The organism is Solibacillus sp. FSL H8-0538, from assembly GCF_038003525.1.
Classification (GTDB): Bacteria; Bacillota; Bacilli; order Bacillales_A; family Planococcaceae; genus JBBOPI01.
Genome location: NZ_JBBOPI010000001.1, coordinates 2953430 through 2966710, shown reverse-complemented (window position 1 = coordinate 2966710; position 13281 = coordinate 2953430). Strand labels below are relative to the sequence as shown.

Genomic DNA, 13281 nt, shown 5'->3' with positions numbered 1-13281 from the left:
AGAAATATGTCTGTTCTACCTGAAGAAAGAAAGAACGAAATTTTAAAAGAACTGAATAAAACAGGAAAAGTAAAAGTCATGGAATTAGTTGATCAATTTAATGTTTCAGAGGAAACGATTCGACGCGATTTGATGATGTTAGAGGAAAAGAGACTTTTAAAGAAGGTTTACGGTGGAGCGATTAAAACAGTCTTTGAATTTGAGGAACCTCCATTTACAAAACGTACAACGGTGAATCAAGAAGCGAAAGTTAAGGTTGGCAAAAAAGCAGTAGAACTCATTTCTAACGGAGATGTGATTATCATTGATGTAGGGACAACCATGCTTGAATTTGCGCAGTGTATTGAAAATAAAAGAGACATTACTATTTTAACCAATTCTCTTCCTGTGTCGTCTGTGTTGACCGAATCGCTCAATCAAAATAAGTTTACAGGTCAAATTCTATTACTAGGTGGACAAATTGATCCAAAGCAGCAATCTATATGCGGCGGTCTCACTGAACAAATGTTAAATCAATTTAATATTGATAAAGCGTTCATTTCAGCTGGTGGCGTTTCTATTCAAAGAGGGGTTAGTAATTATCATCTACATGAAACATTAGTTTCACGCAGGATGGTCGAGGTATCAAAGCAAGTTATATTACTAACGGATTACTCTAAAATTGGTGTCGACACATTTTGTAAAGTTTGTCCTCTAGAAAAAGTCGATGTAATTGTCTGCGAGCAACCATTTCCAGAGGAATGGAGAAATCATTTAAAATTAGAGAAAATCAATATGATTCAAGCATAGTAAATTTATTAAAAGGAGCAATAAAATATGAGTCTCATTGCAACAGATCTAGATGGAACATTATTAAATGACCAGAATGAAATTAGTGATGAAAATATAAAGGCGATTCAATATGCCCAAGATAGAGGCTTTGAAGTAGTTATTTCAACAGGGCGTGCCTATTTTGATGTTCAAGAAATTTGCAAAAAAGCCGGGATTTCTCCATTCGTAATCGGGACAAATGGAGCAACCATTCATTCAAAAAATGGGGAGTGTATTTCTTCTATTACGATAACTAAAGATCGTGTCGAATCTATTCTCCAATGGCTAGATGAACGGAATTATTATTACGAAGTGTTTACTAATAAAGCCATATATACTCTTAAAAAGGGTAGAGATCATTTCCATAATGAGATTCAAAGGTTGAAAAGCGCAGATTTGGATTCAAATATAAAAGAATTAGTTGAAGTAGCGGAAAGACAGTTTGATCAGTTTGGATATGTTTTAGTTGAAAACTATCATGAGATCTTAAAAAAGGAGGAAGAATTTTATAATATTTTAGCATGTTCGTTTGATAAAAAGAAATTAGAGGAAGCATGGAACCAATTTGAAAATTTTGATGAGTTAATGGTTGTTTCGTCTGCCGATCATAACATTGAAATTACAAGCAAAAGGGCTTCAAAAGGAATGGCCCTTGAAAAATTGGCTTTCTTGATAAATGGCTCCTTAGGTCAGGCTATGGCCATCGGGGACAGCAACAATGATTTATCCATGTTCGAGAAAGTGGGATACAGTGTAGCAATGGGAAATGCGAAAGCTACCATAAAAGCTGTTTGTACAACGACAACTCTTAAAAGCAATGAAGATGGGGTAGCTTATGCAATTTACCGGTATATAGAGAACTTCTCGGTTCAAAAATAAGTACCAATGCCGAAGGAGAGTGCGATAAAATGGCATGGATATATATCTTAATGGCAGGACTTTTAGAAATTGTCTGGGTGATCGGTCTTAAATATTCACACGGATTCACAAAAATTATACCAAGTATAGTAACGGTAGTTATTATAATCTTAAGTTTCTTTTTACTTTCAAAAGCCTTACATTCAATTCCCTTAGGAACTGGTTACGCCATTTTTACTGGATTAGGAACGGTGGGAACAGTAGTAACTGGGATGCTTTTTTTGGGAGAGACCATTAATCCATTGAAAGTATTTTTTTTGGCTTTAATGATATTGGGTATAATTGGAATAAAAGTTAGTCCAGCACAACCTAAACATTAAAGAAAATGAAATGATTTATACAAGGTTAGGGGATGATTCATTGGCTTGGTTTTTTCTTCTTATTGCCGGATTTGCCGAGATTGGTAGTGTTATAAGCCTGAAACATGCAGACGGGTTTAAAAAATTTCGCCCATCTGTAACGTGTCTTTTTTTGGGGAGTTTAAGCTTTTATTTTCTTTCGTTGTCCTTAACTTCTCTTCCAGTTGGGACTGCCTATGCAATATGGACCGGTATCGGCTCGGTTGGAAGTGTTTTAGCAGGAATGTTCTTCTTTAATGAACCTAGAAGTTTAAGATTAACCCTATTTATTATGTGTATTATTGCAGGAGCTGTAGGTATTAAAATGACTTCTGGACATTAAAATCACGGTTTTAAATGGCAATAAGTAGATACCGATAAAAGGTACGATCCCTATGGAGGAGAAGAGAGATGAAAACTATTCAAGAATGGATAAAAGAATATCCTTTAATAAACGAGTTAGTTGCTACAAAGGAAGTGTTTTGGTCAAATCCTAAATACGAACCATTTCAAGAAAATGGTGATTATCTTCCGTTTAATGAAAAAGATATAAAAGATGCCGAAGAAAGATTAAAGCGTTTTGCTCCATACATTGCTAAAGTTTTTCCTGAAACAAGAAACCTCAACGGAATCATTGAATCTCCTATTGTACCCATCCCGGCGATGCAAAAAAAATTATCAAACATGTATAAGCATCCGTTAGAAGGGACATTTTTGTTAAAATGCGACAACGATCTCCCTATTTCAGGTTCCATTAAGGCACGCGGCGGTATTTACGAAGTATTGAAACACGCAGAAACGTTGGCTCTTAAACATGGTTTATTGACGGTAAATGATGATTATTCCATCCTTGCTAGTGAAAAATTCAGTAACTTCTTTTCGCAATACTCAATCGCAGTGGGATCTACGGGCAACTTAGGGTTGAGTATAGGCATTATGAGTGCCAAATTAGGCTTTAAAGTAACAGTCCATATGTCTGCTGATGCAAAGAAATGGAAAAAAGATCTTTTAAAAAGCAAAGGAGTAACGGTTATAGAATATACGGGAGATTATGGCGAAGCCGTAAAAGAAGGGCGAAAGCAGGCGTATAGCAACCCGAATTGTTACTTCATTGATGACGAAAACTCTCATGATCTATTTTTAGGCTATGCAGTGGCAGCAAGCAGATTAAAACAACAATTAGAGGATTTAAATGTAATAGTAGATGAAAATCATCCGCTATTTGTTTATCTTCCATGTGGAGTGGGCGGTGGACCTGGGGGAGTAGCTTATGGTTTGAAACTAATATATCAAAATTGTGTACATTGCTTCTTTGCAGAACCTACACATTCACCAAGTATGTTACTTGGACTGATGACAGGGCTACATGATAAGGTGACTGTACAAGATTTTGGAATTGACAACATAACTTCAGCAGATGGTCTAGCGGTCGGAAGACCATCAGGGTTCGTTGGTCCAATCATTGAATCTTTATTAAGCGGAAGTTATACGGTAAGTGACAATGGATTATTTGAATTATTGAGCACTTTGGCCGATACAGAAAATATTCACCTAGAGCCTTCTGCATTAGCAGGTGTAATAGGACCAGTAAAATTATGGAATGAGAAACAAGGTAAGGAGTATTTAAAAAATCATAACTTAAAGGATAAAATGAAAAATTCTTTACATCTCATGTGGGCCACTGGTGGAAGTATGGTTCCTAAAGAAATAATGCATGAGTATTATAAAAAAGGAGTAACGTTATCACTTTAAATGAACTGCACCCCAAATTTTAGACACTGTCTATAATTTGGGGTGCTTTTTTATTGACTAAATATACAAGTGAATTGAAATTACTACTCGTAAAACAGTACTTAAATGGAAATGAAGGTTTTACTAATCTATCAAAAGAAGTAAATATTTCTGCAAGTAAACTTCACTATTGGGTGCAAAAATATCAATATCATGGAGAAAAGGCTTTCGAGAAAAGCATGAAAAAAGATAATCAAAAACAATCAAGAATTTTCGCAATCAATGAGGGGTATCACTTTAGTGAAAAGCTTATTCCCAATCTTGACCGATATATGGGCTAAATGTAAATAATGAAAATAATTAGAAATCCTTTTAAGTGAACTGACATAACGATTTGAGACACACATAAAACACCTATTTTAGGCTGCTTGATGACCAAATTCTTTTGGCGTCAAGTAGTCTAATTTTTCTTGAATTCGTTCCTCATTGTAATACAAAATATATTCGTTTACACGTTTGCGTACTTCTTCCAATGATAACGAATTAAATTTTACATATTGAAATTCTTCTGTTTTCAAAATCGCATGAAACGATTCAATAACCGCATTGTCCCAACAGTTCCCACGACGCGACATACTCCCTACCAAATTCATTTCCTTCACATAATTTTGATACGCATACGATGTGTACACACTTCCTTGATCCGAATGCACAATCACACCTTCTGGATAGTTTCTGCGCCATTTTTCGGTTCATTTTATCTGTTTCTGATTGACCCTCAGGACCATGACCATAGGAATATTGCTTGCCAATCGGTTGGTCAAATCGATAGAGTTAATTGTTTCTATACCATATCATCCATGAATTAATTTGTGATCTATTTTTAATACCATATTTAATCATGAGTTGTTCATTTGTTAACTCACCTGTAATTTTTTCCTTTACTACTGCCCATTTAATATCCGCTGCATAATTTGTTTTGCCCATGCAAAAACACCTCCGAATTTATGTACGTATTTTCAACGTACTCCAATTGGAGGTGTTTTATGTTGTCTTATAAAATTATGTTAGTCCACTCTGCTTGCGTTCAGCACTTTCTATTTGTGCACTTAAATAGCAGGTGGTGTTAAGCTAAAAAAGCCCAATGATTTTATCAAGTATGCCCGTAATATCAAGGAACACGATGATAATGACTAGCGGAATAATGTACTTCATAATAAAGAACCAAATAGTAAATGCAGTGGCTCCTAGACGAGAATGCTGTAAAAGTTCCTCTCGTAAAGTGCTTTTCTTAATCTTTAGTGGTACGAAAATCGAGATTAAAAACACGCCAAGTGGCATTAAGATATTACTAACTAAATAATCTGCTGAGTCAAAAATATTCTTCGAGAAGATTAAAATATCAGCAAACACACTAAACGATAATGCTGAAGGAATGCCGACTATGAAAATTAAAACACCAATGATATAGGCATATTTTGTACGTTGCTCCTCTTTGCCTTTCAAGAGAGATGCCACAATGATTTCTAACATAGAAAAGGCGGAGGTTAATGTGGCGAATAAAAATAATGCTAAAAATCCTAATAAGAAAGCTTCTCCGAAAATGATTTGATCAAACACAGCAGGTAGTACAACAAACAATAATCCAGGTCCTTCAGCAGGCTCTAAACCTAGAGAAAATACAGCTGGGAAGATGGCTAATCCTGCTAATAAAGCAATGAATAAATTCATGGAAACGATCGAAATAGCCGGTTGAATTAAGCTTTCTTTTTTCGAAAGATAAGAACTATACGTCACCATTACGGAAACGCCGACACTTAAAGAGAAGAAAGCTTGCCCCATAGCAAACAAAATACTTTGAGATGTAATACTTGAAAAATCAGGCGCTAAAAAGAATTTCACACCCTCTATCGCATTATCGAGTGTAAGTGAGCGAATGATTAGAACAAAAAATAGGATGAATAAGGCAGGCATCAAAATTTTACTTACTTTTTCAATCCCATTTTGAATCCCTTTTGCAACGACTAAAACAGTGATCGCTAAAAATGCAAATTGTGCGCCAATAACTAAGGCAGGATTTCCAATTGTTTCGTTAAAGATGGAAACATAATCTGCGCTCTCACTAATGATTCCACCAAATAAACCTTTGGCAAAATAAATAACAATCCAACCGCCAATTACACTATAGAACGATAGCAATAGGAAACAGGTAAATACCCCTAACTTTCCGACCCAATGCCAACTTGTATTTGGCGCTAAAGTACGATAAGCACTAACTGCTTCTTTCTGCGTGCTTCTCCCAATAATAAACTCTGCTAATAATAATGGAAAACCTATAAACAAAGAAAATAAAATAAATAGAAGAAAGAATGCACCTCCCCCGCTTACGCCAGTTACATAAGGAAGCTTCCAAATTGCGCCTACCCCTATAGCTGATCCAGCAGCAGATAAAATAAAACCAATCTTCGATGACCATTGCTCTGATGTTTGAATGCTAATCAATCCAATCTATTTTTATTGCGTCTCAACCTCTGTAAAACAAAGAAAAAGACAAAAAAAGCCACGTCTCTATCTGTAACGATAGGGACGTGGCTGTTCACGCGGTACCACCCTAATTGGAAACAAACCATGTTTCCCACTTGGTTTAAATAACGGTTTAATCCGTTTTTATACTACTTGTTCTAAGTTGTAGTATAAAAAAAGCTCGAAGAATGAAATTCACATAGATCTTTGTATCAGTTTCCACCAACCACTGATTCTCTGCCAACAGGGAGATCTAGCTTAATATGTTCTCGTCAACGCTCATTTGATTTTTAGAATAATAATCGAAATTATAGTATGATAACATCCGAAGGTCAAGTTCTTTTTTCAGAATTTAATATTATTTGAAATAATTACTACAATTAATTTCCTGCATACACAAGACGCTGAGGCGGTTTATAATCCAGGAAAATGTTCTGTGTTGAACAGAATGCTTTCCTAATTTATTTAGCGTGAACATTTGGTACCAACTAACTTGATGGATAGGCTATACTAAGTCATTGTTAATCTTTGCTTGGCCAGATTCAGATAACACCTCATGATTTTGCGCGCGAAATTTACGGTTGGGCATTTTTTAAGTACTGCGGTATATTAAAGGGAAAGTTATGGTAGTTTTTATTCTACTGGTTGAATATAGAATCGATTTAAAAGGCTACTAAATCATTTGAAGAGTATTAAACGTTTGTTTGGATAGTTCTACTTTACTAACCGAAATCAGTGTAATATAAAATTTTTTAAAATGTATGAAGGAGAAATGATGACCATTTATTTTGAAACGTTACAACAATTCCAAGCAAGTGGGGGAATGAAGGCGACGACGATTACAGCAAAACAGTTATTACCAGCCGTTGTTGCACATATGCAACGGATGGACCGCAAATTTACGCTACAAGTGAATGGACGATTGCCGAAATCGATGGATGCACTTTTAGAAGAAGTATTTGACCTATGCCATTTACAGCATCCGTTTTATACACAGCATTGTGCAAGTCGTAGTACGCGTTACATGTCCACATCCAAAAACCGTGTGAAGATAGAATTTACGCTCAGTTACCGTATGTCACGTGAGGAAGAAAAGTGGGTCGTGGGCGAAATTCGCCACATACTAAAACAAATTACGCATACAGCGATGAACGATGTTGAAAAAGTCGTTGCCGTGCATGATTACATTATTCGAGCTTATGATTATGAAATGCAGACGCAAGGCTCGCCGTTTACGGTATATACGTTCATGCATGAAAAACAGGGCGTTTGTATGGCATATGCACTGTTGTTTGAGAAAATGATGGAAGAGCTTGGCATTCCGTGCTATTACGTTGTCGGGAAGGCTGACGGCGAAAGCGACCTAGGACATGCGTGGAATATGGTGAAGCTAGACGGTGAATGGTATCATGTTGATGCGACATGGAATGATCTTGGCACAAGAACAGCTACGCACGAAATCCGTTACCGTTATTTTTTACGTTCGGACGAATTTTTCAAGCGTGACCATCAGTGGGATTTGGACCATTATCCGCCGTGTACAAGTGACCGCTTCGAAAAACTCGCGGCCCTTTATGACGCCGCTCTTTACGACGGAACACTTTATTTTCCGCATCCGAAAACAGCACAGTTAGCGACAATTGACCTATCGAAGCTAGTCTTTAAAAAAGAGCTCGAGGTGCGTGCGCAATTTTGTACGATGCACGACAAGCAATTGTATTTTAGCAATTATAGTGACCATGGCTATTTATATATGTATGATGTTGAAGCAAGAGTGCTACATAAGCTTAGCGATGAGAAGGTAACACGCATCAAGTCCAATGAAGCGCGTATCGTCGTGACATATGAAAATGATGAGCAATTTATTTTGACAAAATCGGAGTCAAATGAAGAACATTTGGGAGTGGCCAAAAATTTACCCGATACAGTTGTGCCATTACTTAGTTTTGGCGATAGTTGGTTTGGTAGCTATGAAGGTAAAGAAGCGTGCGTCGCATTTGAGAGTAAGGACGGCATGCGACTACTTTTACAGGATTCGATGAAGCAGCTGACGGTCGATCTATTACTGCATAAAGGCTTAGAGGTTAATATGACGACTATGAGAAGGGAAGTCCAGCTAACAAAGCCAGCTATCCTCATAATTCCAAAGTTGTTAATACCTAGTGACGTGCAACTGCGTCTACCTTCAGGACAGCTCCTGGATTACGTTGAACGTCACGATGCAATTGAAGTAATGCTTGAGCGAAGTACGAAGCTTACGTTTAGCTAAAAGGACCTTTACCGGAATATAGGGCAAGAGTTTTTTGATTTCAGCGATTACACTTAAATTAGCTGCAACAGGTAAATGTAGGTTATTCCATTGATAGATGCTTCTCCTCAAAAAAAGCCTGTAAACATTGAATTATCAACGTTTACAGGCTTCTTCAATAGGATGGTCCCGACTGGTCTCGAACCAGCGACCCCCACCTTGTCGAGGTGGTGCTCTCCCAACTGAGCTACAAGACCGTTAAAAAATAATCGACTAATGATATAATTGTTTATAGAGCAATAATAACATATAAGTATGATATTGGATAGGGTTTGGTTATTTATTTTTGAGGGGTGAGCACAATGGAGAAAGTTTTTGCGATTGGTGATATTCATGGGAATTTTGAATTGCTTGAGAAGCTCTTGCTGAAGTGGAATCCATGCGAGGAGCAGCTCGTTTTTGTCGGAGATTATATAGATCGTGGTCCGCAAAGCTTGGATGTTTTGCGAAAAGTGAAGGAGCTGACGGAAACACATGCTGCGGTTGCTTTACTGGGAAATCATGAACAGATGTTTTTGCAGTGGCTGAAGCATCCAGAGCTTGAAGCGAATAGCTTTTTTAATGTTGGTGGAGCTGCAACGATTCAGAGTTTTTCAATAGTTGATTTACCGAAGCACTCGACAGATACGGTAATTGCACAAATGATGAAAGAACGTCATACGGATTTGCTATCATTTATTGAAAATTGTCCATTTTATTACTCGTGGGAAGGCTTTGTATTTGTCCATGCGGGGATTGATCCCTATGTAGAGGATTTTTCACTTTCTTCGGAAGAGGATTTTTTATGGATTCGCGATGAATTTACAAAGTTTCCACATATGGCAAAGGAAACAATTGTTTTTGGGCATACACCAACAATTTATTTAAATGAAGAAGCAAGTAGCCAAATTTGGATTTCTCCTTGCAGTAAAAAAATCGGCATAGATGGCGGAAGTTTATATGAAAATGGCCGACTGAACGGTGTTGTTTTTGAAAAAGGCTCAAATGAAATGATCGTTCATGGTGTTACAGCACAGGGTATTTCAACTACTGTCTTAAAAATTGCGACGTGAGAAGACTTTGGAGATTTTATTTACATAACTACAATAAATTAGGTTTATTAATCATATATTAAAGGTATATTGTTTTAATGACTACTTTTTGTTGGGGTGATAAAGATGCAGAGGCAACAGCGATTACATGAGCAGCAGGTGAGGGTCCATGTGTGTGGACGTGTTCATGATAAAGGTATGCAAGCGAAGATAATATCATGTCGTCAAACTGAACGAAAAGAGTTAGGGCAGTGTGACCAGTTAACGGGAAGCTATACTGAGCAATTTTTAGTTGACACAGCGAAGGCATGGTTAGAGGAAGCGGCTTTATGTAATCATGTTGTGATTTGTGCAACAATTGATATTGATTATTTTGCATCAGTGAATGAATTGTATGGCCATCCTGTAGGCGATCAAATTCTTGTGCATTTAGCGAATGTCTGTGAGGAGTTACTTCAAGGTGAGCATGCATTTGTGGCCCGTGCTGGCGATGATGAGTTCGCCGTATTTTGGCGTTATTGTTCGTTTGAGGGCGGAATTGATCAAGCAATTAATTTATTTACCCATATTCAAGAAAGTGCGTTTATATGGGAGGATGAGGTGATTCCTCTTTCAGTAAGCATGGGTATTGCCCATAATGAATTAGGCGCAATTAACAAATTTGAGGAACTATTTGATTTAGCCCAGCAGGCACTAAAGCAGTCTAAGCACAAGGGCCGCAATCAGTATTCGATTATTTAAATAAGTAGGGACTAAGTGTATTAATAATATCAGCGGTAGTTGGAAGTCATATTCCAACTACCGTTTTTTGTTGTAACTTACGAATTAGCGCTAGTCGAAAAGTATTGTGGAGCTATTTGATGACTGTTTTATAGATGACGAAGCGTATATTGTATTCACACCTTTTAAACATGTTATAGTGATTTAAACATATTATTCTGACAAAAAAGTAATGGGATAGGAAGAGGATTAATGGGACAGCACAAATTTTTTACGAATATTAATTGGCCAGGTGGTAGAAATGATGTCGGCAGTTTAGATGCAATGAAATTAAAAACAGAGATTTCTATTCCTGAGGAGATGGATGGACCAGGTATTGGTACTAATCCAGATGAAATGTTACTCGGAGCTGCGGCAACATGTTATATTATTTCACTTGCGGCCATGCTTGAGCGGAGCGGAATTGAAGCCAAGCTTAAATTGCAATCGGAAGGAATCGTGGACGTGACAAATGGCGTCTTTACTTATGAACAAATACTTCATCATGTCACGATTAGTTTGCAGGAGCGTTCTGAGCGCAATGAGAAAATGGCCCACCGTTTAGGTGAAAAGGCGGAGCAAACTTGCATGATTAGTAAGGCACTTAGAGGAAATGTGGAAATTAAGCTAACTATTACATTGAATTAAGGGATGTGAGTGAATGAGTGGTATACCGTTTATCATTCAAATAATTATCGTTTCCGTTATTATTTATTTCGTAAGCGGTCGATTAATTGGCTCGAATATTAATTTAACGAAGCGATTTTTATCCGTAGTTATAAGTGTGTCTTTTACAACCTTTGTATTTTGGTATACGTATTTACGTGAAACGAGTTATTTAGAGAAAGGTCTCATGCCGAATGTGGTCAATGTGGCAACACTTTTGTGGATAGGGAGTATGTTATTAATTTCGATGCTACTCTATTTATTTTTCGAGCTATTTGATCCGATTGAATTAAACGAAAACGGTGAACGAATGACCGGAAAACGTTCCCTAATAAAAACCTTGTATAGCTATTGGCGTCAGCAGAAGCGATTGCGTCAAGTACTACGTATTGCTGTGACGAATGGAATTACGCGTACGATGAAGTATGCAAGGTACCGTGATGATGAACGTGAATTGGCAAAAGCACTACGCGATACACTCGAACAGTGCGGCGGGATTTTTATTAAGTTCGGTCAGGTGCTCTCAACGCGTAAAGAGTTATTTTCACCGGTATTTATCGAAGAACTAGAAAAATTACAAAAAAACGTTCGACCCCTTTCAAAAGAGCAGGTTAACACCATTTTAAAGAATAATTTAAATGTGAAAGTCGAAGAAGTTTTCTCTTATTTTAATGAAGAGCCACTTGCAGCTGGATCTATTGGTCAAGTTCATAGGGCTATTTTGCGTAAAACGAATGAACAAGTTGTCGTGAAACTTTTACGACCGGATGTCAGGAATATTATGCGTGAGGATTTAAGTATTTTAGTTGAATTTGCGAACTGGGTTTCAAGTAAATCTCAGTGGGCGGAAAACTTGGGCTTCCGTGAACTAGCAGTTGGTTTCGCGCATGCACTGCGCGAAGAGATTGATTTTAATATTGAGGCACGCAATATGATACAAGTTACAAATGTGATGAAGAAAAGCTTGCTAAAAGTGAATATTCCGCGTGTTTATGCGGAGCATAGTAATGCCAATCTGCTTGTCATGCAATATGTGGAAGGCAAGTCTGTAACAAATGGTGATGAAGTGTTTGAGCACTTTAATATCGATCGTCATGAATTTGCGCAAACCTTACTTTACTCTTTTTTAGAACAGGCACTCATTTCAGGGATATTTCATGCGGATCCACATCCAGGAAATATTTATATTGATAATTGGTCCGGCGCCACGACGCTCCTTGATTTTGGTGCGGTAGGGAGACTGGCGAGCCAACAGCAGGAAGGGTTAAAGTTATTTTTAGTAGGTATTCATCAGAATGATGCAGGAGTTATTTTTGATGGGATTACGTTACTTGTGGAAAATGCAGATGAGGTAGAACGACAGGAAATTGAGCAGGCCATCAGCCAAATTATGTTGAAAATTGCTTATGTTGAGCGCATTCCAACTGATGAGCTTATTTATTCATTATTTTCCGTTGTCCGTGAATTTGGTTTGCACTTTTACCCAGCCGTAAGTGTAGCACTTCGAGCAATTGTGACATTGGACGGGACGCTACGAATTATTCATGAGAATTTTGATATTTTTAGTGAGGCAAAGAATTTCTCAAACGCCTATATTAAATCAAGCCTCAAGCAGCCGTTTAAGGAACCACTAGCGACGAAGGACCGTATTGAAGAAGAACTTGCAATGATACTACCGAATTTGAGCAAGCTACCACGACGCATAGATCAACTCTTTAAAAAGGTTGAGAGCGGCAAAATCATACTGCATCATGACATTTTCTCCGATAAGAAAAATGCCATGTTTGTGACGCAGCTATTTTCAAGGCTTGTGCTATTATTCGTCGGGATTACATTTGGGATCATTTCAGTCGCGTTGCTTGCAATTTCGCAGTTTATGCATAGCGCTTATGCGATCTATTTAAATACAGCTGCATATTTAGGACTGTTTTTATGTGCGATTTTACTCGTACGTCTGTCAATCCAGGCGATTCGAGATATGAAGCGAACGCAATAAGTAAAGGTTGCCTCGAGCGTGATGTCACACGTTGGAAGCAATCTTTTTTTTGCTAAGTAAGTATAACTTTTTAACCATGTCTAGGCATTTGTGCCGTACGCTTGAGGTCGCTTCTATTCCAGGGGCGAAAGTCGTGAAGCGTTTACTTCGCAAGCAGCTTGTCGCGTGCAAATAGGCGCGACTGTGCTTTTCTAAACATAT

14 protein-coding genes, 1 tRNA gene and 1 other annotated feature are annotated in these 13281 nt (G+C 37.5%); of the genes, 11 read left to right on the top strand and 4 right to left on the bottom strand.

The window, feature by feature from the left end; translation table 11 throughout:
* The first annotated feature begins 6 nt into the window (after positions 1–6).
* From MHH87_RS14190 to MHH87_RS14165, 6 genes are all read left to right on the top strand, one after another.
* Positions 7–789 (top strand): DeoR/GlpR family DNA-binding transcription regulator, encoded by a 783-nt coding sequence (locus MHH87_RS14190; protein ID WP_340749910.1) that lies wholly within the window; start codon positions 7–9, stop codon positions 787–789.
* 27 nt (positions 790–816) lie between these two features.
* The gene (locus tag MHH87_RS14185) at positions 817–1689 is read left to right on the top strand and encodes an HAD family hydrolase (RefSeq protein ID WP_340749909.1); all 873 of its coding nucleotides are present in this window, start codon (positions 817–819) and stop codon (positions 1687–1689) included.
* Between the two features lie 29 nt (positions 1690–1718).
* A complete protein-coding gene (locus tag MHH87_RS14180) occupies positions 1719–2048 on the top strand; it encodes a DMT family transporter (RefSeq protein ID WP_340749908.1) in 330 nt (109 codons plus the stop codon).
* A gap of 40 nt (positions 2049–2088) precedes the next feature.
* A complete protein-coding gene (locus tag MHH87_RS14175) occupies positions 2089–2409 on the top strand; it encodes a DMT family transporter (protein ID WP_340749907.1) in 321 nt (106 codons plus the stop codon).
* A 68-nt stretch (positions 2410–2477) separates the two neighbouring features.
* Complete coding sequence (locus tag MHH87_RS14170) at positions 2478–3818, top strand: D-serine ammonia-lyase (RefSeq protein WP_340749906.1); 1341 nt, start codon at positions 2478–2480, stop codon at positions 3816–3818.
* Between the two features lie 53 nt (positions 3819–3871).
* Entirely contained in the window at positions 3872–4138 is a 267-nt protein-coding gene (locus tag MHH87_RS14165; RefSeq protein ID WP_340749905.1) for a transposase, read from the top strand.
* A 78-nt stretch (positions 4139–4216) separates the two neighbouring features.
* On the opposite strand, the gene MHH87_RS18945 is transcribed toward MHH87_RS14165, so the two are convergent.
* The 3 genes from MHH87_RS18945 to MHH87_RS14155 all read right to left on the bottom strand — a co-directional run bounded on the left by MHH87_RS18945 (position 4217) and on the right by MHH87_RS14155 (position 6290).
* Positions 4217–4510, bottom strand: a complete 294-nt coding sequence (locus tag MHH87_RS18945) for a transposase (protein ID WP_445683100.1) — start codon at positions 4508–4510, stop codon at positions 4217–4219.
* 121 nt (positions 4511–4631) lie between these two features.
* Positions 4632–4784, bottom strand: a complete 153-nt coding sequence (locus tag MHH87_RS18940; RefSeq protein ID WP_445683099.1) for a hypothetical protein — start codon at positions 4782–4784, stop codon at positions 4632–4634.
* Positions 4785–4928: 144 nt separating this feature from the next.
* The gene (locus MHH87_RS14155) at positions 4929–6290 is read right to left on the bottom strand and encodes a sodium-dependent transporter (protein WP_340751006.1); all 1362 of its coding nucleotides are present in this window, start codon (positions 6288–6290) and stop codon (positions 4929–4931) included.
* Positions 6291–6376: 86 nt separating this feature from the next.
* Positions 6377–6605 (bottom strand) — a binding site (T-box leader).
* A 490-nt stretch (positions 6606–7095) separates the two neighbouring features.
* On the opposite strand from MHH87_RS14155, the gene MHH87_RS14150 reads away from it, so the two are divergent.
* A complete protein-coding gene (locus MHH87_RS14150; RefSeq protein WP_340749904.1) occupies positions 7096–8589 on the top strand; it encodes a transglutaminase domain-containing protein in 1494 nt (497 codons plus the stop codon).
* Between the two features lie 163 nt (positions 8590–8752).
* On the opposite strand, the gene MHH87_RS14145 is transcribed toward MHH87_RS14150, so the two are convergent.
* A tRNA-Val gene (locus tag MHH87_RS14145) sits at positions 8753–8825 on the bottom strand.
* 105 nt (positions 8826–8930) lie between these two features.
* Between MHH87_RS14145 and MHH87_RS14140 the strand changes: the two genes are divergently transcribed.
* From MHH87_RS14140 to MHH87_RS14125, 4 genes are all read left to right on the top strand, one after another.
* Entirely contained in the window at positions 8931–9680 is a 750-nt protein-coding gene (locus tag MHH87_RS14140; RefSeq protein WP_340749903.1) for a metallophosphoesterase, read from the top strand.
* A gap of 105 nt (positions 9681–9785) precedes the next feature.
* The gene (locus MHH87_RS14135) at positions 9786–10400 is read left to right on the top strand and encodes a GGDEF domain-containing protein (protein ID WP_340749902.1); all 615 of its coding nucleotides are present in this window, start codon (positions 9786–9788) and stop codon (positions 10398–10400) included.
* A 231-nt stretch (positions 10401–10631) separates the two neighbouring features.
* A complete protein-coding gene (locus tag MHH87_RS14130) occupies positions 10632–11066 on the top strand; it encodes an OsmC family protein (RefSeq protein ID WP_340749901.1) in 435 nt (144 codons plus the stop codon).
* 13 nt (positions 11067–11079) lie between these two features.
* Positions 11080–13080 (top strand): ABC1 kinase family protein, encoded by a 2001-nt coding sequence (locus tag MHH87_RS14125; RefSeq protein WP_340749900.1) that lies wholly within the window; start codon positions 11080–11082, stop codon positions 13078–13080.
* The last annotated feature ends 201 nt before the right edge of the window (positions 13081–13281 follow it).

Bases quoted from the DNA above. Each gene is read 5' to 3' on its own strand.
- MHH87_RS14190 (WP_340749910.1), top strand. From the start codon at position 7: ATGTCTGTTCTACCTGAAGAAAGAAAGAACGAAATTTTAAAAGAACTG.
- MHH87_RS14185 (WP_340749909.1), top strand. From the start codon at position 817: ATGAGTCTCATTGCAACAGATCTAGATGGAACATTATTAAATGACCAG.
- MHH87_RS14180 (WP_340749908.1), top strand. From the start codon at position 1,719: ATGGCATGGATATATATCTTAATGGCAGGACTTTTAGAAATTGTCTGG.
- MHH87_RS14170 (WP_340749906.1), top strand. From the start codon at position 2,478: ATGAAAACTATTCAAGAATGGATAAAAGAATATCCTTTAATAAACGAG.
- MHH87_RS18940 (WP_445683099.1), bottom strand. From the start codon at position 4,784: ATGGGCAAAACAAATTATGCAGCGGATATTAAATGGGCAGTAGTAAAG.
- MHH87_RS14150 (WP_340749904.1), top strand. From the start codon at position 7,096: ATGACCATTTATTTTGAAACGTTACAACAATTCCAAGCAAGTGGGGGA.
- MHH87_RS14140 (WP_340749903.1), top strand. From the start codon at position 8,931: ATGGAGAAAGTTTTTGCGATTGGTGATATTCATGGGAATTTTGAATTG.
- MHH87_RS14135 (WP_340749902.1), top strand. From the start codon at position 9,786: ATGCAGAGGCAACAGCGATTACATGAGCAGCAGGTGAGGGTCCATGTG.
- MHH87_RS14130 (WP_340749901.1), top strand. From the start codon at position 10,632: ATGGGACAGCACAAATTTTTTACGAATATTAATTGGCCAGGTGGTAGA.
- MHH87_RS14125 (WP_340749900.1), top strand. From the start codon at position 11,080: ATGAGTGGTATACCGTTTATCATTCAAATAATTATCGTTTCCGTTATT.